This window comes from Mesorhizobium sp. B2-1-3A (assembly GCF_006442655.1).
Classification (GTDB): Bacteria; Pseudomonadota; Alphaproteobacteria; order Rhizobiales; family Rhizobiaceae; genus Mesorhizobium.
In genome coordinates this window covers 338,344-364,388 of record NZ_VFWK01000004.1, presented here as the reverse complement: position 1 = coordinate 364,388, position 26,045 = coordinate 338,344, and the positions used below count along the sequence as shown (strand labels likewise).

Here is a 26,045-nt window from a genome sequence, read left to right as displayed (position 1 = left end):
ACGCTCAGGATCCGCAGGGGACCTGGATATCGCTTCACGTCTCGGATTGGCTCGGCCAGCATAGGCTGGGTGACGGGGAGCCACCGCCGATGCGTTCGCAACAGGTTCGGCTCCGCCCTGCGGTTGCGTGCCTCCGCGCCACTCCCGACCGGTTGTCAGCGCCTGATGGGGTGGCCTCCGAACGAAGCCGAAGGCCACCCCAGGTCAGATGGCAAGTCCCTTGGTCAGCTCGAGCGCCTGGCGCTCGAACAGGCGTCGGTAGATGCCGCCCTTCAGCCGGATCAGTTCGTCATGCGAGCCTTCCTCGACGATGTTGCCGCGATCGAAGACCAGCAACGAGAGCCCGCACCGTCGAAAGCCGGTGCGCGATGACCAGCGTGGTGCGGCCGACCATCAACCGCTCCATCGCCTGCTGGATCAGCACCTCCGATTCCGAATCGAGGCTCGATGTCGCCTCGTCCAGGATCAGGATGCGCGCATCGGCAAGGAAGGCGCGCGCGATCGCCACACGCTGTCGCTCGCCGCCCGACAATTTCACGCCGCGCTCGCCGACCAGCGTGCCGTAACCCTTCGGCAGGTTGACGATGAAGTCGTGCGCGCTCGCCAGCCTGGCGGCATGTTCGATCTCGGCCTGCGTCGCGCTCGGCCTGCTATAGGCGATGTTTTCGGCGAGCGACCGGTGGAACAGGATCGGCTCCTGCTGGACGATGGCGATCTGCCCGCGCAGCGACGCTTGCGCCACCTGCGAGATATCCTGGCCGTCGATCAGGATCTTGCCCGCATTCACGTCATAGAGCCGCTGGATGAGCTTGACGAACGTCGTCTTGCCCGACCCCGAGTGGCCGACGAGCCCGACACGTTCACCCGGTGCGATATCGACCGAAAAGTCGCGATAGAGCGGCGTTCGGTGATTGCCATAGTGAAAGGTGACGTGGTCGAAGCTGATGGCCCCTTGCGTGATCCGGATCGGCCCGGCGCCGGGCCTGTCCTCGATGCCGAGCGGTTCGGACTGGAAATCGACCAGTTCCTCCATATCGTTGATCGAACGCTGCAAATTGCGGATATGCGTGCCGATATCGCGCAAATAGCCCTGCAGCACGAAGAACGAGGTCAGCACGAAGGCGACGTCGCCGGCGCTCGCCTGCCCCCATGACCACAGCATCAGCGCCAGGCCGATCACCGCGGCCCGCATGGCCAGCAGCAGCACCCCTTGCGTGGTGCCGTTGACCGTGCCGCGCACCCAGGTGCGGCGCGTGCGTCCTCGCCATTTGGCGACGACCCTGGCGAGGCGGCGCTCTTCGCGCTCCTCTGCGCCAAAGCCCTTGACCACGGCGTTGCAGCTCACCGCGTCGGCCAGCGAACCGCCCAGGCGTGTATCCCACGTATTGGCGAGCCTTGCCGCCGGCGCGACATAGCCAAGCGACAGCATTGCGGTCACCATGATGAACAGCACCGAGCCGGCGGCAACGACCGCCCCCATCAGCGGCCAGAACCAGCCCAGCAGCAGCGTCGAGCCGACAAGCATGACGACCGACGGCAGCAGCGCGATAAGGATGGTGTCATTGAGCAGGTCGAGCGCCCACATGCCGCGCGTCACCTTGCGCACGGTCGAGCCGGCAAAACTGTTGGCGTGCCAGTCGGTGGAAAACCGCTGGACGCGATGGAAGGCATCGGCGGCGATGTCGGCCATCATCTTGAGCGTCAGTTCGACGATGCCCATGAACGCAAGGTTGCGCAGCACAACGCCGGTCAGCGCCAGCGCCATCAGAATCGAGAACGCCGTCATCGCGGCATTCCAGGCAATGGCGTCCGCACCGGCGCTGCTGGCGACGGCGTCGACCAGCCGGCCGGAATAAAGCGGCGTCAGGACGTCGGCCAGCGTCGACAGCAGGAAACCGCCCATGATGAGCGAAAGCCGCCAAGGCTGGCGCCGCCAGTGGGTGAGCGAGAAACCAAGAACGCTGCGAAACGCGCTCGCGCGCAAATCGATCTTAAGACGAGCCATGATATCATTCGGGCGCAAACGAGCCCGATCCCAGTAAAGTCTAAAATTGAAGAAGCCGCGCAAAGGGCTAATGATTGCCCGGAAGCGGACTGGCATATTTTGGCATCACGCCCTTGTCAGGGCGGCGACCGGCATCGGCATAAGCCTGTGCCCAATCCTGCTTCGGCGCGAAGAGTAGACCTTCGCGGAGCGCCGGCTGGGACCTAGGCTTCGCGGCCTCGCATTACCATGTGAAATACTGCCATTCGGACCTCCCGCAAAGAATCGCGGAACGGCCTTTATAGAGACGGCCCGATGCATCGCCAAGACCAGCTCCGGACCAAAGCGTATCTGGTCCAAGCACTGAGATTATTTTGCAACAATGGCGGATGGAAGCTTTCGCCGTGTGCCCGTCATTGGGGCGTGCGATCGAGGCGCATGTATCGGCCGTCCGTCGAGGGTTTGAAACCCAGTTTCTCATAGACGCCATGCGCGTCGCTGGTCGACAGGCTCCAGTGCGAGACGGTGCCGAGTTCGGGATGATCGATGAGCCCCCGCACCAGCCGCAAGCCGATGCCCTGCCCGCGATGCCGGGGCCAGACGATGATGTCGGCGAGATAGGCGAACACCGTGCGATCGGTGATCGCCCTGCCGAAACCGACCTGTTGGCCATCGATGTAAGCGGCGGCGCAGAACGAATTGGCAAAGGCCCGGCGATGAAATTCGTCGTTGCGTCCGGCGCCCCAGTAGCTCGTCATCAACAGGTCCGAGGTCGCGCGGAAGTCGATCCGCGCGAGGTCGAAACTGATCTCACAGTCTTGCATGGCTGTGTCCTCGCCTCGCGGCCCCGCGCATTTTCGCCCAGTGGACGAACCGCGCCTTATCCACGATCCCTGAAACGGTTGGTGATGGGATAGCGGCGGTCGCGGCCGAAATTCTTCCTGGTGATCTTCACGCCAGGTGCGGCCTGCCGGCGCTTGTATTCGGCGATATAGAGCAGATGCTCGATGCGCGTCACCGTCGCCCGGTCATGGCCGCGCGCCACGATGTCGTCGACGCCCATCTCGTTTTCGACCAGGCATTCGAGGATGTCGTCCAGCACCGGATAGGGCGGCAGCGAATCCTGGTCGGTCTGGTTTTCCCGCAATTCCGCCGACGGCGCCTTGTCGATGATGTTCTTCGGGATGACCTCGCCAGACGGTCCGAGCGCGCCCGGTGGCACATGGCTGTTGCGCCAGCGCGACAGCGCATAGACCTGCATCTTGTAGAGGTCCTTGATCGGGTTGAAGCCGCCATTCATGTCGCCATAGAGGGTGGCGTAGCCGACCGACATCTCGCTCTTGTTGCCTGTCGTGACCACCATCGAGCCGAACTTGTTGGAGATCGCCATCAGGATGGTGCCGCGCGCGCGGCTCTGCAGGTTTTCCTCGGTGATGCCTTCCTTGGTGCCTTCGAAAAGCTGCGTCAGCGCGTGCATGAAGCCTTCGACGGGCTCGAAGATCGGTGCGATGTCATAGCGGCAGCCGAGCGCGCGGGCGCAGTCCTCGGCATCCTTCAGCGAATCCTTCGACGTGTAGCGGTAGGGCATCATCACCGCGCGCAGCCGCTCCTCGCCAAGCGCGTCGACGGCAAGCGCGGCGCAGATCGCCGAATCGATGCCGCCAGACAGGCCCAGCACCACATTCTTGAAGCCATTCTTGTTGACGTAGTCGCGCAGGCCCAGCATGCAGGCGCGATAGTCGGCCTCCTCCCGCTCCGGGATTTTCGACATCGGCCCTTCCGAGCAGACCCATCCGTCCTCCGTGCGCTTCCACGTGGTGACGTCGACGGCGTCCTCGAACTGGCTCATCTGGAAAGCCAATGTCTTGTCGGCGCCGATGGCGAAGGAGGCACCGTCGAAGATCAGCTCGTCCTGGCCGCCGAGCTGGTTGGCATAGATCAACGGCAGGCCGCATTCGATGACCTGCTTGATGACGACCTGATGGCGCACGTCGATCTTGGCGCGATAATAGGGCGAGCCGTTCGGCACCAGCAGGATTTCGGCGCCGCTTTCAGCCAGCGTCTCGCAGACCGCGACGTCGCCCCAGATGTCCTCGCAGATCGGGATGCCCAGCCGCACGCCGCGGAAATTGACGGGGCCCTGCAGTTCCGGCCCGGCCTGGAAGACGCGCTTTTCGTCGAACTCGCCATAGTTCGGCAGGTCGAGCTTGTAGCGTTCGGCCAGGATCTTACCGCCATCGGCGACGATGATCGAATTGTGCGTGCCGCTCTTGCGCTTCAGTGGCGTGCCAATGATGACGCCGGGGCCGCCATCCGATGTGTCGGCGGCGAACTCCTGTGCCGCCTTTTCGCAGGCCTTGAGGAAGGCCGGCTTCAGCACCAGGTCCTCCGGCGGATAACCGGCGAGGAAAAGCTCGGTATAGAGCACGAGATCGGCGCCCTGGCGCGCGGCATCCGCCCTCGCCTCGCGGGCTTTGGCGAGGTTGCCGGCGACATCGCCGACTGTCGGGTTGAGCTGGGCGATCGCGATGCGCAGTATGTCGGGCTTCTTGGTCATGCCTGCTGACTTAGCGCGGCGGAATTGCCCGAGCAATGGCGTTCGTTTGGACCACCCCAGACCGTGCCGATCCGAATGACCTGGGGTTATTCGCGCCTAGACCGGCGATCAGTCGTCGCCCATATATTCGCGCAACGACTGCGGCGAATGGTTCTCTCCGATCGACATCGCCAGGATGCGCGAAATGTGCCGGCGCGGCAGCCTCGCGTCCGCCGCCCATTGATTGATCTGGGCCTGGATCTTGTCGAGGTCCCTCTTCGAAGTCGGGCTTTCGGCGATATCGAGGCCAGCATCACGAAGCGCGGCCGCCATGTCAGCCGAAATGACGAAGGCGTCCCAGCCTAGCCAGCGCAGGAAATACTGGCCGGTATTGCCGCCGAGCCGGCTGCCATGCTTGCCGAGATAGGCCATCAGTCCGACCTGATCATCCGCTGGCCAATCAGCAAGGAAATGGCCAAAGCCGCCATGTTCCTTGGACACGCGTTCGACGAAGGCGGCGTTGTCGCGGACCGATTTGATCTTCTGCGGATTGCGCACGATGCGCTGGTCGGAAGCCAGATCGTGCCAGAAATCGTCAGGCTGGAACAACAGCCGCTTCGGCTCGAAGCGCAGAAACGCCTCCTCGAAACCCGGCCATTTCTGTTCGATGACGCGCCAGACAAAACCGGCGGCAAAGATTCGCTCGGCCATGGTCGACAGAATGCGATCGTCCGGGATGTCGGCGACTGCGGCATTGTCGGGCACCGGCCCCAGCAACGACAAAAGCTCAGCCTCGCCGCCCTTGCGTTTTGCCGCGCGCAGACGAATTTTCTTGAAATCTGCCATGGGTCCCTCGCTGTTGGCTTGAATGTAACACTTCCCGCGAGGACCGGCAGCCTCTACGTCTATCTCCACTGACGACGGAGACTGCCATGTACAAGACGATCGACGACCTGGCGAACCGCTGGCTCAAGCGACGCCCGGATGGCCTCAGCCTATTGGAAAGCCGGGTGCTGCAATCGACGCTCGAACGCACCACGATCTCCAGGGACACCAACAAGGCGGTTGCTTTCCACCAGACCTTTGGCGACCGGCTTGCCGACACCATCGCCCGCATCGGCGGCTCGTGGTCCTTCATCCTCGGCTTCCTTGCCTTTCTGGTCCTGTGGACCGCGGGCAATGTCTGGCTGTTGACGCGCGACGCCTTCGACCCCTACCCGTTCATCTTCCTCAATCTGGTGCTGTCGATGGTCGCCGCCTTGCAGGCGCCGGTTATCATGATGGCGCAGAACCGCCAGACCGAACGTGACCGCATCGATGCCGCCCACGACTACGAGGTCAATCTGAAGGCCGAAATCGAGATCATGGCGCTCCACGAAAAACTGGATGAACTGCGCCACAGCCAGATCATCGGCATGCGCGACGAGATCGTGCGGCTGGCCGAAGTGGTCAAGCGGATCGACGAGAGGCTGGCGCAGCAGAAGTCGACCCCATGACCGACGCGGTCCATCATTTCATCGAACAGTACGGGCTGCTTGCCGTCTTCGTCGGCTGTGTCGCCGAGGGGGAAAGTGCCGCGATCCTCGGCGGCTTCTTCGCCCACCAGCATGTTTTCGTGCTCTGGCACGCCTTTGTCGCGGCAGCGCTCGGCGCCTTCGTCGGCGATACCTTCTTCTTCATCCTGGGCAGAAGTTTCGCAGACAACCGTCATGTCGTCAGGCTGCGCAGGCGGCCCGGCTTCCGCCGCGCCTATCGCCTGCTCAACACCCACCCCAACGTCTTCGTGCTATCGAACCGCTATGTCTACGGCATGCGCCTGGTCGGCGGCATCGCGGCCGGCCTGTCGACCATAGCAGCCCCCCGCTTCGTCATCCTCAACGCCATCTCATCGATAATCTGGGCGGTGCTGTTCAGCACCATTGGCTACGTTTTCGGGCTGGGCGCCGAGCATTTCGTTGGCCAGGCCTTGCTGCGCCACGAACGACTGCTGATCGGGCTCGGCATCGGCCTCACCGTGGCCGTGCTGGCCTGGCTTGTCGCCCGCCACATCGCCAGGCGCGAGCGTCGCCGGGAACAGTGACGGCGCCAGCCTCCATGGTCGGGCGGAAGGTCAGATGGGAAAGCCTGTGATCCGCTCGATGAGCGCGATGCCCCAGACGCCGGCGACGATGAACACCGAAATCAGCACGGCCAGCGAACCGCAATCCTTGGCCAGCTGGATGTCGACGTTGAACTCGCGGCTGAACGCATCGCAGGCGGCCTCGATCCCGGTGTTGAGCACCTCGACCATGATCAGGAGCAGCACCGCCCCGATCAGCAAGGCGTAGCCACGCCACGAGACGGAAACGAACCACCCCGCCGGCAAGGCGAGCAGCAACAGCAGCAATTCCTGCTGGAAAGCCTTCTCGCTGGCAGCCAGCTTGCGAAACGCCCGTACCGAATTGAAAAAAGCGTCGATCAGCCGCTGCATGCCCAAACCTCTTTCCGAGTTACCGGCACGAGATAAAGCAACGGCCCGATCAAGGGAATAAGGCGTCTCGTCCAAAATTCATTCGGCGACCGCTATCGAAGGCGTCGACTTTTCAAATTGCGGCAGCCCGTCGTCGATCGAATAATAGTCGCCCTTGTCGCCAACGAAGATATGACAGTCGCCCTTGAGGCCTGTCGGCTTGTCGAACGATCCCGCCATGACCGAAATGTAGCCTTGATCCCTCGGCTTCCAGAAAAGCACCGAACCGCATGCCTTGCAGAAGCCGCGCCTAGCGAAAGCGGATGCTTCATACCAGGTGATGCTTTCGGCGCCCTCGATGACGATGTCGGCGTCGGCAACATTGGTCGCGGCATAGAAATGCCCGCTCTGCTTCCTGCATTGCGAGCAATGACAGTAGACGACACCACGCAACGCTCCGTGCGTCCGGAAGCGGACCGCTCCGCACAGGCATGATCCCCGGTGACTGTCGCTCATTTTGGCACCCCTTGAAGAAACCTCGTCCAGCATCAATGCCAGGATTCCAGCTTTGCGGGGACTGCGCGCAAGCAAATACGACATCGATTGGCGTGGCTAATTTCGAAATTCAGTTTCATTTCCAGCAGCGCGCCGCACGGATTTCGAATCCAACGCGCCGAATTGGGTCTTGTCTCGCGACGGAGGTGCGAAAATTTACGCTTCTACAGCCACAGGTAGAGAAAACTTGTGGAAATCGTGCAAATTAAGGAAACTTTAGCGCTGCCGCATTTATGGTTACGCCAAGCGAAGGTCGTGGGTGGGGACAGGTCTCTTCGCAAGATGTTTCGGACTATCGGGTAGCGCTCCCCAGGGCGGCGATCAATGGAACCCGCAATTCCGCGTCGGGATCCGAGGGGACGAGTGAATTAGACATGCAGCCGGCATCCGCCCCAACCGAACAAGGCACCGATATCGTATCTGCCGTGGTCGCCACGATGCGCCAGCTTGGCGTGCTTGGCCTGCCGCGCAACTACGAGATCTTCTACGAGGCCCTGAGCGGCACCAATCGCGAGCTCAGCCTTGCCGTGCTCTCGCTGAGCAACCGGCCGACACAGGACGAGTTGGACAAGATCGGCCGTTCTTTCTTTGCCCATAACCATGGCCCAGACATTGTCGAGCATGCGCGGGACGTTATCGCCAGGGAGCTCGAGGAAGTCGCATCGCTGTTGCGGAGCGAGCGCGGCCACATCGAAAAATACGGCAGGATTCTCGATGAGACATCGAGCGGCCTGAGTAACCGAAGCCTGCTTTCGCAGGATCTCCTGCACAAGATCGCCAACGCCATGTCGATCGCCACCAACTCGACCATTGATCATGGCCGGCAGGTCGCCTCGACGCTCAACGACAAGACGACCGAACTCGAGAGCGTCAAGTCGAAGCTCGAAGAGTACAAGCGGCTCGCCGACACCGATCCGTTGACCCATATCTGGAACCGGCGCGCCTTCGACAAGGAAATCACCCGAATCTACAACAGCAACAAGGGCATCCTGTTCAATGCCCTGATCCTTGCCGACATCGATCGGTTCAAGGATATCAATGATCGCTATGGTCACCCGGTCGGCGACAAGATCATCCAGATCATCGCCGACATTTTCCAGACCAGCATCCGCGGCGGCATGTTCGTCGCCCGCACCGGTGGCGAGGAGTTCGCGCTGATTATCGAGGGCGCCAGCGAAGACGCCACCTGCGAGATCGCCGAGCGCATCCGCGCCCTGATCGAACAGACGCCGTTCACCAGCAGCCAGACCGGTATGAATTACGGCACCGTGACGGTGTCGATGGGCATCTGCATGGCGTCGGAGGCCGAAGGCCCCGAGGACCTCTACACGAAAGCCGACCGTGCGCTCTACCGCTCCAAGGTCAGCGGCCGCAACCGCGTCACCAAGCATTCCACCATGGCCGGCCGCGCCGGCAAGAGCTGGCTGCTCTACAAGAAGGACTGATCCCGGCCGGCCCTGCGCCCGCGACGAATGCCCTTGGGCCATGTCGGACCGAAGCGCCAGCGCAATCAAACATAGGCGAAGCCGGCGGCGATCGCGCCCAGAGCGCCAAGAGCCAGCGAGCCTATCCACGGCCAGCGCTTGCCACGGGTGATGATGGAAAGTGTCGCGACGGCGATCGAGATGTGCAGCAGCGTCACGGCAAATGTCAGAACATGGTGCCGATGTTCCCGCAGGTCGCTGTCACGCAGCTTTTCATCGACCTGCTTTTCAAATTCGGTCGCCTTGGCCTCTATCTCCGCGCCGTCGGCTTCATTGCGCTTGGCGTTGGCCTGGAATTGGCCGGCAGCGGGACCGCCCATTGCCGCCGCGATCTCATAGCTGTTCTTCTTGATACTCTTTGCCTGGAAGAAGCTCCACTGATCGCTGGCCTTGTTCTGGAGGTAGGCCGCCTCGCTCTCGTCGTTGATCGCCTCGGCGGTTTCGAGCGACTCGAAGCTGCCGACCGTCGCGGCAAGAACCGCCAGCACCGCAATGGTCACGGAGACCGTGGTCAGAAAGGGATTGCCCTCATGCGCGGCATGTTCGGCATGCTCGGCGTTCTCGAGATGCTCCTGGGTGGAGTCTTCCATGGTCATTTGCCGATTCCTCGCCGGATAACATCCTGTCGGCGGGAACCTTCATCTTAATCTTGGTTTTGCGGTGATCGCGCCGGCATAAATTTTCGTAAGGTTTGACACGACGATGGCCACGAAAGCATGGCCCGACACGAAAAAAGGCGCCTGATTTCTCCGGCGCCTTCCTGTTTCGATCGGTCGGGATCGACCGTTCAGCCGTTCACAGCCTGCTTGTGCTGCACCGGATGGCTTTTCTTCAGGAGGTCCGAGACCAGGAAGGCCAGTTCGATCGCCTGGTCGGCATTGAGGCGCGGGTCGCAATGGGTGTGGTAGCGGTCCTGCAATTCCTCTGCCGTGATGGCGCGCGCGCCACCGGTGCATTCGGTGACGTTCTTGCCGGTCATCTCGACATGGATGCCGCCCGGATGCGTGCCTTCCGCGCGGTGCACCTCGAAGAAGGTCTGTACCTCCTTCAGGATGCGGTCGAACGGCCGCGTCTTGTAGCCGGCTGCCTCGATGGTGTTGCCGTGCATCGGGTCAGACGACCAGACCACGCTGCGGCCTTCCTTCTGCACCGCGCGCACCAGCTTCGGCAGATGATCAGCGACCTTGTCCGAACCAAAGCGCGCGATCAAGGTCAACCGGCCGGGCTCGTTCTCGGGGTTGAGCAGGTCGATCAGTTCCAGCAAGCCGTCAGCGGTCAGCGACGGGCCGCATTTCAGGCCGAGCGGGTTCTTGATGCCGCGGCAATATTCGACATGGGCATGGTCGGGCTGGCGCGTGCGGTCGCCGATCCAGATCATATGGCCTGACGTGGCGTACCAGTCACCGGAGGTCGAGTCGACGCGGGTCAGCGCCTCTTCATAGCCGAGCAGCAGCGCCTCGTGGCTGGTGTAGAAATCGGTCTCGCGCAGCGCGTAGTTGGTCTCCGAGGTGATGCCGACGGCCTTCATGAAGTCCATCGTCTCGGTGATGCGGTTGGCGAGCGACTCGTATTTCTCGCCCTGCGGGCTGTCCGACACGAAGCCGAGCATCCAGCGATGCACGTTCTCCAGGCTGGCATAGCCGCCCTGCGCGAAGGCGCGCAGAAGGTTGAGCGTCGCCGCCGACTGGCGGTAGGCCATTTCCTGGCGGGCGGGATCGGGAATGCGCGACTTCTGGTCGAATTCGATACCGTTGATGATATCGCCGCGATAGCTCGGCAACGTCACCTCGCCCTTGGTTTCATTGTCGGACGAGCGCGGCTTGGCGAACTGGCCGGCAACGCGGCCGACCTTCACCACAGGCTGTGCGCCGGCAAAAGTCAGCACGACCGACATCTGCAGGAAGACGCGGAAGAAGTCGCGGATGTTGTCGGCGCCATGTTCGGCAAAGCTCTCGGCGCAATCGCCACCCTGGAGCAGGAAGGCTTCGCCGGCTGCGACCGCGGCGAGCTGCTTCTTCAGCTTGCGTGCCTCACCGGCAAAAACCAACGGCGGAAAGGTGGCGAGCTGGGCCTCCGTGTTCTTCAGCGCGGCAAGGTCCGGATAGGCAGGAACCTGCTTGATCGGCTTTGCTCTCCACGAATTCGGCGACCATTTCGTCATCGCTGCACCCAACGCTCTTTCCGGCGAACACCCTCGCCCGCATTTCCACCCCTATATGGGTTGGCGGCTCCATACACGAAGCCGATTTCCTATTCTAGACCGGAATTTCAGCTCTGGCGAATGGGCAGGGTGGGCTATGCCGCCTTCTCGACCAGCCTTGCCAGTTGCGTCATGACCACCGCCGAGCCCGCCAGACGCTTCTCGGCCGTTGGCCAGTCGCGGGTAAAGACGACACTGTGGTCGGGCCGGATCTTGGCCAGAGAACCCTGCTCGCCGATGAACTTGACCAGCCCGACCGGGTTGGAGAATTCGCGCTTGCGGAAATGGATGACGACGCCCTTCGGCCCGGCATCGAGCTTCTCGACATTGGCCTTGCGGCAGAGCGCCTTGATGAAGACGATCTTCAGGAGATGCTTCACCTCGTCCGGCAGCGGGCCGAACCGGTCGATGAGTTCGGCGCCAAAGGCGTCGATCTCCTCGGTGTTTTCGAGGTCGCCAAGGCGGCGGTAGAGCGCCAGCCTGAGCTGCAGGTCCGGCACATAGCTTTCCGGGATCATCACCGCCGTGCCGACGGCGATCTGCGGCGACCAGCCGCCATCCTGAACCTCGCCGGAATCCTTCACCTCGGCGACGGCCTCCTCCAGCATCTGCTGGTAGAGTTCGAAGCCGACCTCCTTGATGTGGCCGGACTGCTCCTCACCCAGAAGATTGCCGGCGCCCCTGATATCGAGATCGTGGCTGGCGAGCTGGAAGCCGGCGCCGAGCGTGTCGAGCGATTGCAGCACCTTCAGCCGGCGTTCGGCGGTGTCGGTCAGCTTGCGGTTGGCCGGCAGCGTGAACAGTGCATAGGCGCGCACCTTGGAGCGGCCGACGCGGCCGCGCAACTGGTAGAGCTGCGACAGGCCGAACATGTCGGCGCGATGTATGATCAGCGTGTTGGCGGTCGGTATGTCGAGACCGGACTCGACGATGGTGGTCGACAAAAGCACATCATATTGCCCGTCGTAGAAGGCGTTCATGATGTCATCGAGTTCGCCCGGCGGCATCTGGCCATGGGCCACCGCCACCTTCAATTCGGGAACAGATTCCTTCAGGAAATCATGGATTTCCGCGAGATCGCTGATGCGCGGAACAACATAGAAGGAATGCCCGCCGCGATAACGCTCGCGCAGCAGCGTCTCGCGAATGACCAGCGGATCGAAGGGCGAGATGAAAGTGCGCACGGCCATGCGGTCGACCGGCGGCGTGGCGATCAGCGAGAGTTCGCGCACGCCGGTCAGCGCCAGTTGCAGCGTACGCGGGATCGGCGTCGCCGACAGCGTCAGCACATGGACATCGGTCTTCAGGTCCTTGAGCCGCTCCTTGTGCTTGACGCCGAAGTGCTGCTCCTCGTCGATGATCAGCAGGCCGAGATTCTTGAACGAGATCGAGGATCCGAGCAGCGCATGGGTGCCGACGACGATGTCGACCTGGCCCTCGGCCAGCGCCTTCTTCGTCTCTGCCAATTCCTTGGCGCCGACCAGCCGTGAGGCCTGGGCGACACGGATCGGCAGGCCGGAAAAACGCTGCGAAAACGTCTTGAAATGCTGGCGTGACAACAGCGTCGTCGGCACCACCACGGCGACTTGGAACCCTTCCATGGCGGCGATGAAAGCCGCGCGCAGCGCCACTTCGGTCTTGCCGAAGCCGACATCGCCACAGATCAGCCGGTCCATCGGCTTGCCGGCGCCAAGGTCGTCTCGCACCGAATCGATCGCCGTCTGCTGGTCGTCGGTTTCCTCATAGGGGAAACGGGCCGAGAATTCGTCATAGAGGCCTTCGGCCGGCACCAGTGCCGGTGCGGCGCGCATCTGCCGCTCGGCGGCGATGCGGATCAGCTGCCCGGCCATGTCGAGCAGGCGCCGCTTCAGCTTTGCCTTGCGCGACTGCCAGGCACCACCGCCAAGCTTGTCCAGCGTCGCTTCGGCCGAGTCCGAACCGTAGCGCGACAGAAGCTCGATGTTCTCCACCGGCAGGAACAGCCGGTCGTCGCCAGCATAGTGGATTTCTAGGCAATCATGCGGCGCACCGACCGCCTCGATGGTGCGCAAGCCGATGAAGCGGCCAATCCCGTGGTCGGCATGGACGACGATATCGCCGGCCGACAAGGCCGAGGCCTCGGCAATGAAGTCGGACGCGCGCTTCTTGCGCTTCGAGCGCCGGATCAGCCGGTCGCCCAGAATATCCTGTTCGGCAACGACGACCAGTTTTTCGGTCTCGAAGCCGGATTCGAGTGGCAGGACGGCAAGAGCCGCCTGCCCCGGCTCGAGCCGTTCGGCTTCCGCCAGCGTCTCGACCTGCTTGAGATTGCCGAGATGATGCTCGGCCAGGATCTGGCCAAGCCGGTCGAGCGAGCCTTCGGTCCAGCCGGCGATGACAACACGGCGGCGCGCGGCGCGCTCGTCGGCGATGTGTCTGACGACCACATCGAACACGTTGACGTTCGGATCGGCGCGCTCCTCGACGAAGCTGCGGCCATGGCGCGAGCCGGCGTGATAGACCTTTTTGGCGCCGGCATCGGGCGCATCAAAGGGCGTGAAATCGATCGCTTCGCGTGGCCCGAGCGAGGCGATCAGGTTTTCCGGCGACAGGTAGAGCAGATCGGGCGCCACTGGCTTGTAGGGCACCGCATCTTTCAACGCAGCGTCAGCCTGCTTTTTACGCGCCTCGTAATGATCCAGGATCAGCGTGTGACGCTCAGCCAGCGCCTCATGCGCCAGATGGTCGAAAACAACCGGCGTCTCCGGCAGATAGTCGAACACCGTCTCCAGCCGGTCGTAGAAGAACGGCAGCCAGTGCTCCATGCCGGCAAAGCGCCTGCCCTCGCTGACCGCCGCGTAAAGCCCGTCGTCGCGCTGCGGCGCGCCAAAGGCTTCGATGTAGGAGCGGCGGAAGCGGCTGATGGTTTCGGGCGTCAATGCCACTTCGCTCATCGCCTGCAATGCCATCGACTTGCGCTGGCCGGTGGTGCGCTGCGTGGCGGCGTCGAAGACGCGGATCGATTCCAGCGTGTCGCCGAAGAAATCGAGCCTCAGCGCCTCGGTCCAGCCCGGAGCGAACAGGTCGAGAATGCCGCCGCGCACCGCGAATTCGCCGATGCCGCGCACTGTCGGCACGCGTTCGAAACCTGACGTTTCCAGCCGCGACACCAGCGCATTCATGTCGATCTGGTTGCCGGGCCTGGCGTGAAACGTCTGTGCCTCGACCAGGTCGGCCGGCGGAATGCGCTGCAGCAACGCATTGGCGGTAGTGAGAATGACGGCGCGGTGTGGATTCTTGGCCAGCGCGATCATCGCGGTCAGCGCATCGAGGCGTTTGGCGGCGGCATCCGAACCGGGCGAGACGCGGTCGTAGGGCAGGCAATCCCAGGCCGGCAGTTCCAGCACCGGCAGACCGGGCGCCGCGAAGGCCAGCGCCTCGATGATCGCCGGCAGGCGTTGGCCGTCGCGCGCCACGAACAGCACCGGCTTGTCGGGCGCGATTTCCAGGGCCGCCTGCACCAGCGCGAAGGCTTCATAGCCATCGGCGACGCCGTCGACGATGAACTGGCCGGCGCGGCCTTTCGGCAGACCAATGGTGGGAATGAGGCTCATCAGATCACGGTCTTGTTTATCGCAATTCCGGGCGGAAAACCGCTTCGCACTTTTCCTGGAATTGCTTGTTTTCAGTTTGTCGCAATTCCGGACGGAAAACCGCTTCGCACTTTTCCTGGAATTGCTTGTGTTCAGAAAGTCATGGTCCGGCGGAACGCCAGGATCTTTTGCAGGACGGCGCAGTCGATATCCGCCGGGATCGGCCGTTCGCCGGTGATCAGCGGCAGGAATTCGGTGTCGGGAATGTCGAGGAGCCTCTCATATTGGTCGATTTCCTCGTCGGTCAAGGCACCGATCTCGGCGTCGGCAAAGGTGCCGAGGATCAGATCCATCTCGCGCATGCCGCGATGCCAGGAACGGAACAAGAGCTTGCGGCGGTGGGCGTCCAGCCCCTCGCTTGATCGTTTCGTTCCGGTCATTGTGCCGCATCCTCGCTTGCTGCGGCGCATATAGCGTGGATAGAAGGTGCTGTCAGCCTTGCGCTGAGGCCGTCGCGACATAAGCTGACATCATGCGTCCTTCCATCCTCGATCCGCTGTTCGTCCCGATCACTTCGCTTGCCGGCGTCGGGCCGAAGGTTGGCGCGCTGATCGAGAAGGTCGTCACGGCTGATCTTGGTGATCGCGCGGCCCGCGCGGGCGACCTTCTGTTCGTGCTGCCGCATACCGTCATCGACCGCCGCAGCCGGCCAGGCATTGCTGGGTCCGCGGAAGGCCAGATCGTCACGCTCGACGTGCGCATCGACCGCCACCAGCCTCCGCCGCGCGGCAACAGGTCGGTGCCCTACAGGGTCTACGCCCATGACGATACCGGCGAAATCGGCCTGACCTTTTTCCATGCGCACGCCGCCTACCTCGAAAAGGCGATGCCTGTCGGCGAGCATGTCGTGGTCTCGGGCCGCATGGAATGGTTCAACGGCCGCCCGACCATGGTCCATCCCGACCATATCGCGCTGGCCAGCGAGGCGGAAAACCTGCCGCTGGTCGAACCGGTCTATCCGCTGACCGCGGGGCTCTCTGGCAAGGTGCTGCGCCGGGCGATTGGCCAGGCGCTGGCGCGCTTGCCCGAATTGCCGGAATGGCAGGACGGCGCCTTCATGCGCCGGCACACCTTTCCCACCTTTGCCGACGCACTCACCCATATCCACAATCCGGCGGATCCGATCGACGTTTCCATCGACGGCGCCGCCTGGCGGCGTCTTGCCTATGACGAGTTGCTGGCGGGCCAGGTCTCGCTGGCGCTGGTGCGGGCAAAGATCCGCCGCCTGTCTGGACGCCCCCTGGTCGGCAACGGCCGCATCGTCGAGAAACTGCGTGCGGCCCTTCCCTATTCGCTCACCGCAAGCCAGGAATTCGCGCTCGCCGAAATCAATGCGGACCTCGCCGACCCCGAGCGCATGCTTCGGCTTCTGCAGGGCGATGTCGGTTCGGGCAAGACGGTGGTCGCTCTGCTTGCCATGGCGCGCGCCGTCGAGGCGGGCGGCCAGGCGGCACTGATGGCGCCGACCGAAATCCTGGCGCGCCAGCATCTGGCGACGATCGCGCCGCTTGCCGCTAAGGTCGGGCTGCGCATCGCCATCCTTACCGGCCGCGAGAAGGGCCGCGAACGCACCGAAACGCTGGCTGGCCTGGCGAGCGGCGAGATCGACATCGTCGTCGGCACCCATGCCCTGTTCCAGGAGACAGTCACCTTCCACGACCTGGTCCTGGCCGTGATCGACGAACAGCATCGCTTCGGCGTTCACCAACGGCTCGCCATCACCGCCAAGGGCGATGCGCCCGACATGCTGGTGATGACCGCGACGCCTATCCCGCGCACGCTGGTGCTGACCGCCTTCGGCGACATGGATGTCTCGAAGCTGACGGAAAAACCGGCCGGCCGCCAGCCGATCCGCACTGTCACGCTGCCGCTTGAGCGTCTCGACGAACTGGTCGGCCGCATGGAGGACGCGGTCGCCGGCGGCCAGAAGATCTACTGGATCTGCCCGTTGGTGGAAGAATCGGAAGAGATCAAGCTGATGTCGGCCGAGGATCGCTTTGCTTCGCTGAAGCCGCTGTTCGGCGACCGCATCGGCCTCGTCCATGGCCGAATGAAGGGCGCCGAGAAGGACGAGGCCATGCGTGCCTTCAAGGAGGGCGAGACACGCATCCTGATCGCCACCACGGTCATCGAGGTCGGTGTCGACGTGCCCGACGCCACCGTCATGGTCATCGAGCATGCCGAACGCTTTGGCCTTGCGCAGTTGCACCAGCTGCGCGGCCGCGTCGGGCGCGGCGACAAGCCCTCCTCCTGCGTGCTGCTCTACAAGGACCCGCTCGGCGAGACCGCAAAACGCCGGCTGTCGGTGATGCGCGAAACCGAGGACGGCTTTTTGATCGCCGAGGAAGATCTCAAACTGCGCGGCGAAGGCGAGCTTTTGGGGACCCGCCAGTCCGGCACGCCGGGGTTCCAGGTGGCGCACATCGAGGCGCATGCCGATCTGTTGGAAGCCGCCCGCGATGATGCGAGGCTGATCCTGTCGCGCGATCCCGAGTTGCAGTCCGACCGGGGTGAGGCGCTGCGCCTGCTGCTCTACTTGTTCGGCCGCGACGAGGCGGTGCGGCTCTTGCGCGCCGGATGAGGCCCTAGCGGCGGATTGGCGACCGTTCCGTTGATCGGCTCGCCGTTCAGCGTCACCAATTTCGTCTTCACCTCGGGCGCCACCAGCCCGGCGGAGACGATCAGCTTGGCGCCGTCCTCGATCGTCATGTCGAGCAGCACGATGTCCGACTTCGGCACGTACATCAGGAATCCGGTTGTCGGGTTCGGCGTGCAAGGCATGAACACGGCGATCAGCGGATCGCCTTCCTGGTCGAGCTTCTCATTGATCTCGGTTTCTTTTTCGCTGGCGACAAAGACCAGCGACCACACGCCCTTGCGTGGATATTCGACCAGCCCGACCTGGCGGAACATGTCGCCCTTGTTCGACAGCACGGTCTCGAAAATCTGCTTCAGCGAGCCATAGATACCGCGCACCAGCGGCATGCGGCCAAGCAGGCGCTCGCCGAAACCGACAATGGCGCGGCCGACAATGTTGGCGGCGAGGAAACCGATCAGCGTGATCAGGATCAGGGCGACGATCAGCCCGAATCCCGGAACCGGAAATGGCAAATAGGTGTCGGGGCTGTAACGCGCCGGAATATAGGGCTTTACCCAGGAATCGACCCAGCCGATGAACGACCAGGCGATATAGGCGGTGATCGCCAGCGGCGCGCAGACGATGAAGCCCGTGAGGAAATAGTTCCTCAGCCGGGTCATGCCGGAGGTCTTCGGAGCATCGGACATGGTTCACCGGGGCGCGGGTTGCGGCGCAACATTAGTGAACCGGACGGCCGTTTGGAACTGCGAAGTTTTTAAAGAGCGCCTGTTGAAACGCCCCTACTCCACCGTGACGGATTTCGCCAGGTTGCGGGGCTGGTCGACATCGGTGCCCATGAAGACGGCGGTGAAATAGGCCAGCATCTGGATCGGCAGCGCGTAGATAATCGGCGAGATGATTTCGGGCACGTCCGGCAGGATGATGGTCTCCATCGTCTTGACGCTCGCCTGGGCCGCCCCCTTGCTGTCGGTGATCAGGATGATCTTGCCGCCGCGCGCCGCCACTTCCTGCATGTTGGACACCGTCTTCTCGAAGATCCGGTCATGCGGCGCGATCACGATGACCGGCATGTTCTCGTCGATCAGCGCGATCGGCCCGTGCTTCAACTCGCCGGCCGCATAGCCTTCGGCGTGGATGTAGGAGATTTCCTTGAGCTTCAGCGCGCCTTCCATGGCCAGCGGGAAATTGGTGTCGCGGCCGAGATAGAGCACATCGGAATAGCGTGACAGCTCCCGCGCGATGCGCTCGATCTGCTCCTCGAGCTTGAGCACCTGGTTGGCATAGCGCGGCGCCTCCGAGAGCGCCCGCACCAGGGTCTTTTCCTGCTCTTTCGAGATCGCCCCCCGCGCCACGCCGGCGCGCACCGCAAGCGATGCCAGCACCGAGAGCTGGCAGGTGAAGGCCTTGGTCGAGGCGACGCCGATCTCCGGTCCGGCCAGCGTCGGCAGCACGACATCGGATTCGCGCGCCATGGTCGATTCCCGCACATTGACGACGGCGCCGATCTTCATGCCGGCCTTGCGGCAGTAGCGCAGCGAGGCCAGCGTGTCGGCGGTCTCGCCCGACTGCGAGATGAAGAAGGCGGCATCGTTGGCCGACAGCGGCATCTCGCGATAGCGGAACTCCGAGGCGACATCGATGTCGACCGGCAGCCGCGCATAGCGCTCGAACCAGTATTTGCCGATCAGGCCGGCGAGATAGGCGGTGCCGCAGGCCGAGATCGCCAGCCGGTTGATCCCTGCGAAGTCGAACGGCAGGTCGAGCGGCTTCGAAACACCGGAGACAAAGTCGACATAATGCGCCAGCGTGTGCGAGATCACCTCGGGCTGCTCATGGATCTCCTTCTCCATGAAATGGCGGCGGTTGCCCTTGTCGACCATGAAGGAAGTCGACAGCGACTGCTGGCGCTTGCGCTCGACTTGTCTGCCGTCGATGTCGAAGATGGCGACGCTGTCGCGGCGCACTACCGCCCAGTCGCCGTCCTCCAGATAGGTGATCGAATTGGTGAAGGGCGCCAGCGCAATGGCGTCGGAGCCCAAAAACATCTCGCCGTCGCCATGGCCGACGGCCAGCGGCGGGCCGTTGCGGGCGCCGACGATCAGGTCTTCGTCGCCCTTGAACATGATGGCCAGCGCAAAGGCGCCTTCGAGCCGCTTCAGCGCCTGGTGCGCGGCCTCGACGGGCTTGCGCCCCCTGGCCAGTTCGCGCGCCACCAGATGGGCGACGACCTCGGTGTCGGTCTGCGAGGAGAAGGAATAGCCGTCGCGCGTCAGTTCATCGCGCAGTTCGGCGAAATTCTCGATGATGCCATTGTGGACGATGGCGACACCGTCGGAAAAATGCGGATGCGCATTGGTTTCGTTGGGCACGCCATGGGTCGCCCAGCGCGTGTGGCCGATGCCGATCGTGCCCTCGAGCGGCTCGTCCTTGAGCCGGCGTTCGAGGTTGATCAGCTTGCCCTCGGCGCGACGGCGGCCAAGCTCACCCTTCTCGATGGTGGCCACGCCGGCCGAGTCATAGCCGCGATATTCCAACCGCTTCAGCGCGTCGACGATGAGCGGCGCAACCTGCGAGTGGCCGACGATTCCAACGATACCGCACATGCAGACAGTCCCCAATTCCCCATGGAAAACCAGCGCTATTTAGGGATGGCCGGCCTGCCGTGAAAGTCACATTGCATTTCGTCCGGTGTAACGGACGTTTCTCAACGCATGCACCATGCCAGACCGCTCTTGCAATCCGGTTACTGCAATTGATCGGATTTCAATTGCTTCAGGAAGAAAGCAGCCCGCCGACTGACCGCTAATGATCGGCGCCAGCGACCTTCTTCTTCGCCGCCGCGGCCGAGGCAAATCGCTCGCGCAATTCCTTGCCCTTGCCGGGAATGGTCTTCTGGCGGGCGCGGCCGAAGGCCAGCGCGTCGTCGGGCACGCTTTCAGTGATGACGCTGCCCGACGCAATGTAGCCGCCCTTGCCGATCGATACCGGCGCCACCAGCGAGGAGTTCGAGCCGACAAAGGCGCCCTCGCCGATGTCGGTGAAGAATTTCGAATAGCCGTCGTAGTTGCAGGTGATGGTGCCGGCGCCGATATTGGCGCCCGCGCCGACACGGGCATCGCCGATATAGGTCAAATGGTTGACCTTGGCGCCCTCCTCGACAACAGCCTGCTTGACCTCGCAGAAATTGCCGACCTTGGCCTTCTGCCTGAGATCGGCGCCTGGCCGCAGCCGAGCGAATGGCCCGACATCGCAATTGGCCGCGATGGTGGCGCCCTCGATATGGCTGAAGGCATGGATCTTGGCGCCGCCGGCGATCTTCACGCCCGGGCCAAACCAGACATTGGGTTCGACCAGCGTGTCGGCGCCGATCTCGGTGTCGTGCGAGAAATAGACCGTTTCCGGCGCGATCAGTGTCACGCCCGACAGCATCGCCTCCTGGCGTCGACGCTGCTGCCAGATGCCCTCGGCCTGCGCCAGTTCGGCGCGGTTGTTGATACCGAGCGCATTCTCGAAACTGGCTTCGGTGGCGACGACATCGAGACCTTGCGCGCCCGCGATCTCGACAATGTCGGTCAGATAATACTCGCCCTTGGCATTCTTGTTGCCAACCGCGTCGAGCAGCTTCAGCGCATGGGTGCCGGCGACCGCCATCATGCCGGCATTGCAGAAGGTGATTTTCTTCTCAGCTTCGGAACAGTCGTTCTCTTCGCGGATGGCGATCAGCTTGCCACCTTTTTCGACCAGCCTGCCATAGCCGTTTGGATTTGGCGTTCGGAAGCCGATCACCGCGACGGCCGCGCCTTCGGCGAGCTTCATCCGGGCCAGGGTCAAAGCCTCCGCATCGATCAGCGGCGTGTCGCCGAACATCACCAGGATGTCGTCATAACCCCTTGATATCGCTTCACGGGCGGCAAGAACGGCGTGCGCCGTACCCAATCGCTTGTCCTGCACGAAGGTCTCGGCCTTGGGTGAGAACTTCGCCACCGCCTTGCGCATCTCTTCCGCGCCATGGCCGATGACGATCGCATCGCTGCTGGCACCGGCGGCGTCGGCCGCCTTCACCACATGGGCGACCATCGGCAGGCCTGCGATCGGATGCAGCACCTTCGGCAGCGCGCTCTTCATGCGCGTGCCTTCGCCGGCGGCGAGGATGACAGACAGGCAGGATCTCTGGCTCATGGGAGGACAACCATAGGAAAAGGGTTGGGAATCAAAACAGGATAGCAGTGGCGCCATGCTGCACCAATGCGGTTAAATTCCGGTGAGATGGTCGAGCAGCTGACTCTTAATCAGCTGGTCCACGGTTCAACCCTGCGCCTATCCCAGCCGCCCCAGCACCGGGAAATTCTCAAGCAGCCAATATGACACCGTCTGCACGCCTCCGGTGAGGAAAAACACGCCGGCGACCACCAGCAGCGCGCCGATCGCCTTTTCGACGCGGCCGAGATGGACGCGGAATTTGCCGAGGAAGCGCATGAAGGCACCAGAAAACAGCGCGGCGATCAGGAAGGGTATGCCAAGCCCCAGCGAATAGGCGGCGAGCAGCAGAGCGCCCTCGCCCACCGTTTCGCGCCCGCCGGCCAGCGTCAGGATCGGTCCCAGCACCGGGCCGATGCAGGGCGTCCAGCCAAAGGCGAAGGCCAGCCCCATGACATAGGCGGCGACGGCGCTGGCCGGCTTGCCCTGCGACTGGAAGCGCGCCTCGCGCGACAGCAGCGGAATGCGCAGGATGCCGAGGAAATTCAGGCCCATCAGGATGATCAGCACGCCGGCGGCCATCGCCAGCGGCTCCTGCCAGACACGCAGCAGCCGGCCTATGGTCGAGGCGCCGGCGCCGAGCGCCACGAACACGGTCGAGAAGCCGAGCACGAAAGCGATCGAGGAATAAAGCAGCGCGCCGCGCGCGCCCTGCCTTGCCGTCACGCCCGCATTGCCGCGGAAATCCTCGACCGACACGCCGGCCATGTAGCAGAGATAGGGCGGCACCAGCGGCAGCACGCATGGTGACAGGAACGAGATGGCCCCCGCCCCGACCGCGCTGACATAGCCGATATCCAATGCCATTCCCTGAGCTCCGACTGTTTGGCGACGATATAGCGGCACGCGGGTTTGTCCGCCAATCACCATCATGTGGCAAGTCATCGCGGGGAAGAAAGCACCCGCGGCTGGCGTTGATAGGACGAGACCGCGATTTCCCGCGCGTCTCCAGATATCAGCCAGGGAGATTTCCATGAAAACGATAGCCGCAGGGTTGGCCGCACTCCTGCTCAGCACCGCCGCGTCCTACGCCGCCGAAGCGTGGAAGGAAGCCAAGGTCAATGGCACCAAGATCTACACCGACGCCAAGGGCATGACGCTTTACACCTATGACAAGGACGAGAAGGGCAAGACCAATTGCTACGACAAATGCGCCGCCAACTGGCCGCCGTTGAAGGCCAAGGCCGGCGCCAAGGCGCAGGACGAATGGAGCGTGGTCGACCGAACCGACGGCACCAAGATGTGGGCCTATGACGGCAAGCCGGTCTACACCTTCATCAAGGACAAGAAAGCCGGAGACATGAGCGGTGACGGTGTCGCCGGCGTCTGGCATATCGTCAAGGCCGACTGAGCCTCCATTCCCGTTCCCGCTAGCTGGCGGGACATGGAGCTGGTCGCCGGCGTCCCCCAATGCATTTGGCGGCCAGCTTCTTCTTGCGCAATGTGAGCCAGGCTCCCCGCGCAACACAATTCGTCGACTCATCGGACGCGCGCGGTCGTTTTCGGCGACTTGCGACCGCCAACTCTCCTAATCGAAATTCTGTGATTTTCTCCATACACTCTTAGAGTGTATTGCTGCCGGCGACCTCGCAATTTGGGCGCTTCCCCTTGACCGGATGCAAAAGCGCGGCCATGTGAGCGACAAACAGAAACGAGATTTCGTCGCGCGCAGCGGAATTCTTCTGGCGCATCACAGCAGATAAGAGACCTCATGGACGTCGTCGTCGTCGAATCGCCGGCCAAGGCTAAGACAATCAACAAATATCTGGGCAGGAACTACAAGGTTCTGGCCTCGTTCGGCCATGTCCGCGATTTGCCGGCCAAGGACGGCTCGGTGCGCCCGGATGAAGACTTCGCCATGTCCTGGGCGGTCGACACGGCATCGGGCAAGCGGCTCGCCGACATCGCCAAGGCGGTCAAGGATGCCGACGGCCTGATCCTCGCCACCGACCCTGATCGCGAAGGCGAGGCCATTTCCTGGCATGTGCTGGAAGTGCTGAAGCAGAAGCGCGCGCTGAAGGACAAGCCCGTCAGCCGCGTCGTCTTCAACGCCATCACCAAATCGTCGGTGCTGGAAGCGATGGCCAATCCGCGCCAGATCGATGCGCCGCTGGTCGATGCCTATCTCGCCCGCCGGGCGCTCGACTATCTCGTCGGCTTCACGCTGTCGCCCGTGCTGTGGCGCAAGCTGCCTGGCGCCCGTTCCGCCGGCCGCGTCCAGTCGGTGGCGTTGCGTCTGGTCTGCGACCGCGAATCCGAAATCGAGCGCTTCATCCGCGAGGAATATTGGCAGATCGCCGCGATCCTCGGCACGCCGCGCAACGAGAATTTCGAAGCACGGCTGACCGCCTTCGAGCGCAAGAAGCTGCAAAAGCTCGACATTGCCAACAAGGCGCAGGCCGACGACATCAAGGCGATGCTCGAGGGCGCGACCTTCAAGGCGCTGTCCGTCGAAGCCAAGCCGACCAAGCGCAATCCCGGCCCGCCCTTCACCACCTCGACGCTGCAGCAGGCCGCCTCGTCGGGCCTCGGTTTCTCGGCCACGCGCACCATGCAGGTGGCGCAGCGCCTCTATGAAGGTATGGAGATCGGCGGCGAGACCACCGGCCTGATCACCTATATGCGAACCGACGGCGTGCAGATGGCACCCGAGGCCATTTCTGGTGCTCGGGACGCCATCGCCAAGGAATTCGGCCCAAAGTACCTGCCGGAGAAGCCGCGCCAATACACCGCCAAGGCCAAGAACGCCCAGGAAGCGCACGAAGCGATCCGGCCGACCGACTTCATGCGCACCCCGGCATCGGTGAGGCAGTATCTCGATTCCGACCAGTTGCGGCTCTATGAGCTGATCTGGAAGCGCGCCATCGCCAGCCAGATGCAGCCGGCCGAGATCGAGCGCACCACCGTCGAGATCGAGGCCGTCAACGGCGCCCGTACCGCCGAGCTTCGCGCCGTCGGTTCGGTCGTTCGCTTCGACGGCTTCATCGCCGCCTACACCGACCAGAAGGACGACGACGCCGAAGACGAGGAAAACCGTCGTCTGCCGGAGATCCGTGCCGGCGAGCAGCTTGCCCGCCAGGCGATCAACGCCACCCAGCACACGACCGAGCCGCCGCCGCGCTATTCCGAGGCCTCGCTGATCAAGAAGCTGGAAGAGCTCGGCATCGGCCGGCCGTCGACCTATACGGCAATCCTGAAGACGCTCGAGGACCGCGACTACGTCACGATCGACAAGCGCCGGCTGGTGCCGCAGGCCAAGGGCCGTCTGTTGTCCGCCTTCCTCGAAAGTTTCTTCGAGCGCTATGTCGAATACGACTTCACCGCCTCGCTCGAGGAAAAGCTCGACGAGATCTCCGACGGCAAGCTCGCCTGGAAGGACGTGCTGCGCGATTTCTGGAAGGATTTTTCGGGCGCGGTCGCCGACATCAAGGAACTGCGCGTCACCGACGTGCTCGACGCGCTCAACGAGGAACTGGCGCCGCTGGTCTTTCCCGCCCGCGAGGACGGCTCGAACCCGCGCATCTGCCCGAAATGCGGCACTGGCAATCTGTCGCTGAAGCTCGGCAAGTTCGGCGCCTTCGTCGGCTGCTCAAACTATCCCGAATGCTCATTCACCCGCCAGCTTGGCGACGCCGCCAATCCGAACGGCGAGAATGGCGGCGGCGAGGACGGCACCAAGGTGCTCGGCAAGGATCCTTACACGGCCGAGGAAATCACCCTGCGCTCCGGCCGCTTCGGCCCCTATATCCAGCGCGGCGACGGCAAGGAAGCCAAGCGTTCGAGCCTACCCAAGGGCTGGACGCCCGACTCCATCGACCATGAAAAGGCGCTCGCGCTTCTGGGTCTGCCGCGCGACGTGGGAAAACACCCCGAGAGCGGCAAGATGATCTCGGCCGGGCTCGGCCGTTACGGTCCGTTCGTCCTTCATGATGGCACCTACGCCAATCTCGACAGCATCGAGGATGTGTTCTCCATCGGTCTCAACCGCGCCGTCACGGTGATTGCCGAGAAGCAATCCAAGGGCAAGGGCGGCCGCAATGGCGGCACGGCCGCGGCCCTGAAGGAACTTGGCGACCATCCGGACGGCGGCGGCAAGATCGTCGTGCGCGACGGCAAGTACGGGCCATACGTCAATTTCGGCAAGGTCAATGCCACGCTGCCCAAGGGCAAGGATCCGCAATCGGTGACGATTGAGGACGCGCTGGCGCTGATTGCCGAGAAGGAAGCCAAGGGCGGCGGCGGCAAGAAGCCGTTCCGCAAGGCAGCAGCGGCCAAGGCACCGGCGGCGAAGAAAACAGCGGCCCCAAAGCCGGCTGCGAAGAAGCCGACCGCGAAGAAAAAAGGGTAGG

At 63.2% G+C, this 26,045-nt stretch carries 19 protein-coding genes and 1 pseudogene; 6 read left to right on the top strand and 14 right to left on the bottom strand.

Annotated elements, in window-relative coordinates; translation table 11 throughout:
• Positions 1-204 precede the first annotated feature (204 nt).
• The 4 genes and pseudogenes from FJ977_RS17445 to FJ977_RS17430 form a co-directional block, all read right to left on the bottom strand.
• Positions 205-2,005, bottom strand: a pseudogene (locus FJ977_RS17445) (ABC transporter ATP-binding protein).
• A 392-nt stretch (positions 2,006-2,397) separates the two neighbouring features.
• Positions 2,398-2,808 carry a GNAT family N-acetyltransferase gene (locus tag FJ977_RS17440; protein ID WP_140773330.1) on the bottom strand — a complete coding sequence of 137 codons (411 nt, stop codon included), beginning with the start codon at positions 2,806-2,808 and terminating at the stop codon, positions 2,398-2,400.
• Positions 2,809-2,864: 56 nt separating this feature from the next.
• Complete coding sequence (locus tag FJ977_RS17435; protein WP_140773328.1) at positions 2,865-4,541, bottom strand: NAD+ synthase; 1,677 nt, start codon at positions 4,539-4,541, stop codon at positions 2,865-2,867.
• A gap of 108 nt (positions 4,542-4,649) precedes the next feature.
• The gene (locus FJ977_RS17430) at positions 4,650-5,366 is read right to left on the bottom strand and encodes a DNA-3-methyladenine glycosylase I (protein ID WP_140773326.1); all 717 of its coding nucleotides are present in this window, start codon (positions 5,364-5,366) and stop codon (positions 4,650-4,652) included.
• A gap of 86 nt (positions 5,367-5,452) precedes the next feature.
• On the opposite strand from FJ977_RS17430, the gene FJ977_RS17425 reads away from it, so the two are divergent.
• Together FJ977_RS17425 and FJ977_RS17420 are read left to right on the top strand one after the other, a co-directional pair.
• A complete protein-coding gene (locus tag FJ977_RS17425) occupies positions 5,453-6,016 on the top strand; it encodes a DUF1003 domain-containing protein (RefSeq protein WP_140773324.1) in 564 nt (187 codons plus the stop codon).
• Complete coding sequence (locus FJ977_RS17420) at positions 6,013-6,600, top strand: DedA family protein (protein ID WP_140773323.1); 588 nt, start codon at positions 6,013-6,015, stop codon at positions 6,598-6,600. Before FJ977_RS17425 ends, FJ977_RS17420 begins: the two co-directional genes overlap by 4 nt.
• 30 nt (positions 6,601-6,630) lie before the next feature.
• On the opposite strand, the gene FJ977_RS17415 is transcribed toward FJ977_RS17420, so the two are convergent.
• Positions 6,631-6,990 (bottom strand): diacylglycerol kinase, encoded by a 360-nt coding sequence (locus FJ977_RS17415; RefSeq protein ID WP_140773321.1) that lies wholly within the window; start codon positions 6,988-6,990, stop codon positions 6,631-6,633.
• A 78-nt stretch (positions 6,991-7,068) separates the two neighbouring features.
• Complete coding sequence (locus tag FJ977_RS17410) at positions 7,069-7,485, bottom strand: GFA family protein (RefSeq protein WP_140773319.1); 417 nt, start codon at positions 7,483-7,485, stop codon at positions 7,069-7,071.
• 413 nt (positions 7,486-7,898) lie between these two features.
• Here FJ977_RS17410 and FJ977_RS17405 point away from each other — a divergent pair, with 413 nt between their 5' ends.
• Positions 7,899-8,969, top strand: a complete 1,071-nt coding sequence (locus FJ977_RS17405; RefSeq protein ID WP_140773317.1) for a diguanylate cyclase — start codon at positions 7,899-7,901, stop codon at positions 8,967-8,969.
• A 65-nt stretch (positions 8,970-9,034) separates the two neighbouring features.
• Here the strand turns inward: FJ977_RS17405 and FJ977_RS17400 are convergent, their stop codons facing one another.
• The 4 genes from FJ977_RS17400 to FJ977_RS17385 form a co-directional block, all read right to left on the bottom strand.
• Complete coding sequence (locus FJ977_RS17400; protein ID WP_246683134.1) at positions 9,035-9,604, bottom strand: DUF4337 family protein; 570 nt, start codon at positions 9,602-9,604, stop codon at positions 9,035-9,037.
• Positions 9,605-9,795: 191 nt separating this feature from the next.
• Positions 9,796-11,169: a 3-deoxy-7-phosphoheptulonate synthase class II gene (locus FJ977_RS17395; RefSeq protein WP_056576615.1), complete on the bottom strand. Its 1,374-nt coding sequence runs from the start codon at positions 11,167-11,169 to the stop codon at positions 9,796-9,798.
• A gap of 134 nt (positions 11,170-11,303) precedes the next feature.
• On the bottom strand, positions 11,304-14,801 hold the full coding sequence (gene mfd, locus FJ977_RS17390; RefSeq protein WP_140773315.1) for a transcription-repair coupling factor: 3,498 nt from the start codon (positions 14,799-14,801) through the stop codon (positions 11,304-11,306).
• 131 nt (positions 14,802-14,932) lie between these two features.
• Positions 14,933-15,220: a succinate dehydrogenase assembly factor 2 gene (locus FJ977_RS17385; RefSeq protein WP_140773313.1), complete on the bottom strand. Its 288-nt coding sequence runs from the start codon at positions 15,218-15,220 to the stop codon at positions 14,933-14,935.
• Between the two features lie 92 nt (positions 15,221-15,312).
• Here FJ977_RS17385 and recG point away from each other — a divergent pair, with 92 nt between their 5' ends.
• Entirely contained in the window at positions 15,313-17,421 is a 2,109-nt protein-coding gene (gene recG, locus FJ977_RS17380; protein ID WP_140773311.1) for an ATP-dependent DNA helicase RecG, read from the top strand.
• Here recG and FJ977_RS17375 read toward each other — a convergent pair.
• From FJ977_RS17375 to FJ977_RS17360, 4 genes are all read right to left on the bottom strand, one after another.
• On the bottom strand, positions 17,373-18,125 hold the full coding sequence (locus FJ977_RS17375) for a DUF502 domain-containing protein (RefSeq protein ID WP_056576606.1): 753 nt from the start codon (positions 18,123-18,125) through the stop codon (positions 17,373-17,375). The two genes, recG and FJ977_RS17375, sit on opposite strands and share 49 nt — an antisense overlap.
• Before the next feature lie 93 nt (positions 18,126-18,218).
• Positions 18,219-20,042: a glutamine--fructose-6-phosphate transaminase (isomerizing) gene (glmS, locus tag FJ977_RS17370; RefSeq protein ID WP_140773310.1), complete on the bottom strand. Its 1,824-nt coding sequence runs from the start codon at positions 20,040-20,042 to the stop codon at positions 18,219-18,221.
• Positions 20,043-20,241: 199 nt separating this feature from the next.
• Complete coding sequence (glmU, locus tag FJ977_RS17365; protein WP_140773309.1) at positions 20,242-21,618, bottom strand: bifunctional UDP-N-acetylglucosamine diphosphorylase/glucosamine-1-phosphate N-acetyltransferase GlmU; 1,377 nt, start codon at positions 21,616-21,618, stop codon at positions 20,242-20,244.
• A 138-nt stretch (positions 21,619-21,756) separates the two neighbouring features.
• Positions 21,757-22,503 (bottom strand): cytochrome c biogenesis CcdA family protein, encoded by a 747-nt coding sequence (locus FJ977_RS17360; protein WP_056572171.1) that lies wholly within the window; start codon positions 22,501-22,503, stop codon positions 21,757-21,759.
• 166 nt (positions 22,504-22,669) lie between these two features.
• Between FJ977_RS17360 and FJ977_RS17355 the strand changes: the two genes are divergently transcribed.
• Positions 22,670-23,047, top strand: a complete 378-nt coding sequence (locus FJ977_RS17355; protein WP_140773308.1) for a hypothetical protein — start codon at positions 22,670-22,672, stop codon at positions 23,045-23,047.
• Between the two features lie 360 nt (positions 23,048-23,407).
• A complete protein-coding gene (gene topA / locus FJ977_RS17350) occupies positions 23,408-26,044 on the top strand; it encodes a type I DNA topoisomerase (RefSeq protein ID WP_140773307.1) in 2,637 nt (878 codons plus the stop codon).
• Position 26,045: the final 1 nt, after the last annotated feature.

What these genes read in the sequence shown, in the direction of transcription:
- FJ977_RS17440 (WP_140773330.1), bottom strand. Translation starts at nt 2,808, where the DNA reads ATGCAAGACTGTGAGATCAGTTTCGACCTCGCGCGGATCGACTTCCGC.
- FJ977_RS17435 (WP_140773328.1), bottom strand. Translation starts at nt 4,541, where the DNA reads ATGACCAAGAAGCCCGACATACTGCGCATCGCGATCGCCCAGCTCAAC.
- FJ977_RS17430 (WP_140773326.1), bottom strand. Translation starts at nt 5,366, where the DNA reads ATGGCAGATTTCAAGAAAATTCGTCTGCGCGCGGCAAAACGCAAGGGC.
- FJ977_RS17425 (WP_140773324.1), top strand. Translation starts at nt 5,453, where the DNA reads ATGTACAAGACGATCGACGACCTGGCGAACCGCTGGCTCAAGCGACGC.
- FJ977_RS17420 (WP_140773323.1), top strand. Translation starts at nt 6,013, where the DNA reads ATGACCGACGCGGTCCATCATTTCATCGAACAGTACGGGCTGCTTGCC.
- FJ977_RS17415 (WP_140773321.1), bottom strand. Translation starts at nt 6,990, where the DNA reads ATGCAGCGGCTGATCGACGCTTTTTTCAATTCGGTACGGGCGTTTCGC.
- FJ977_RS17410 (WP_140773319.1), bottom strand. Translation starts at nt 7,485, where the DNA reads ATGAGCGACAGTCACCGGGGATCATGCCTGTGCGGAGCGGTCCGCTTC.
- FJ977_RS17405 (WP_140773317.1), top strand. Translation starts at nt 7,899, where the DNA reads ATGCAGCCGGCATCCGCCCCAACCGAACAAGGCACCGATATCGTATCT.
- FJ977_RS17400 (WP_246683134.1), bottom strand. Translation starts at nt 9,604, where the DNA reads ATGACCATGGAAGACTCCACCCAGGAGCATCTCGAGAACGCCGAGCAT.
- FJ977_RS17395 (WP_056576615.1), bottom strand. Translation starts at nt 11,169, where the DNA reads ATGACGAAATGGTCGCCGAATTCGTGGAGAGCAAAGCCGATCAAGCAG.
- mfd (WP_140773315.1), bottom strand. Translation starts at nt 14,801, where the DNA reads ATGAGCCTCATTCCCACCATTGGTCTGCCGAAAGGCCGCGCCGGCCAG.
- FJ977_RS17385 (WP_140773313.1), bottom strand. Translation starts at nt 15,220, where the DNA reads ATGACCGGAACGAAACGATCAAGCGAGGGGCTGGACGCCCACCGCCGC.
- recG (WP_140773311.1), top strand. Translation starts at nt 15,313, where the DNA reads ATGCGTCCTTCCATCCTCGATCCGCTGTTCGTCCCGATCACTTCGCTT.
- FJ977_RS17375 (WP_056576606.1), bottom strand. Translation starts at nt 18,125, where the DNA reads ATGTCCGATGCTCCGAAGACCTCCGGCATGACCCGGCTGAGGAACTAT.
- glmS (WP_140773310.1), bottom strand. Translation starts at nt 20,042, where the DNA reads ATGTGCGGTATCGTTGGAATCGTCGGCCACTCGCAGGTTGCGCCGCTC.
- glmU (WP_140773309.1), bottom strand. Translation starts at nt 21,618, where the DNA reads ATGAGCCAGAGATCCTGCCTGTCTGTCATCCTCGCCGCCGGCGAAGGC.
- FJ977_RS17360 (WP_056572171.1), bottom strand. Translation starts at nt 22,503, where the DNA reads ATGGCATTGGATATCGGCTATGTCAGCGCGGTCGGGGCGGGGGCCATC.
- FJ977_RS17355 (WP_140773308.1), top strand. Translation starts at nt 22,670, where the DNA reads ATGAAAACGATAGCCGCAGGGTTGGCCGCACTCCTGCTCAGCACCGCC.
- topA (WP_140773307.1), top strand. Translation starts at nt 23,408, where the DNA reads ATGGACGTCGTCGTCGTCGAATCGCCGGCCAAGGCTAAGACAATCAAC.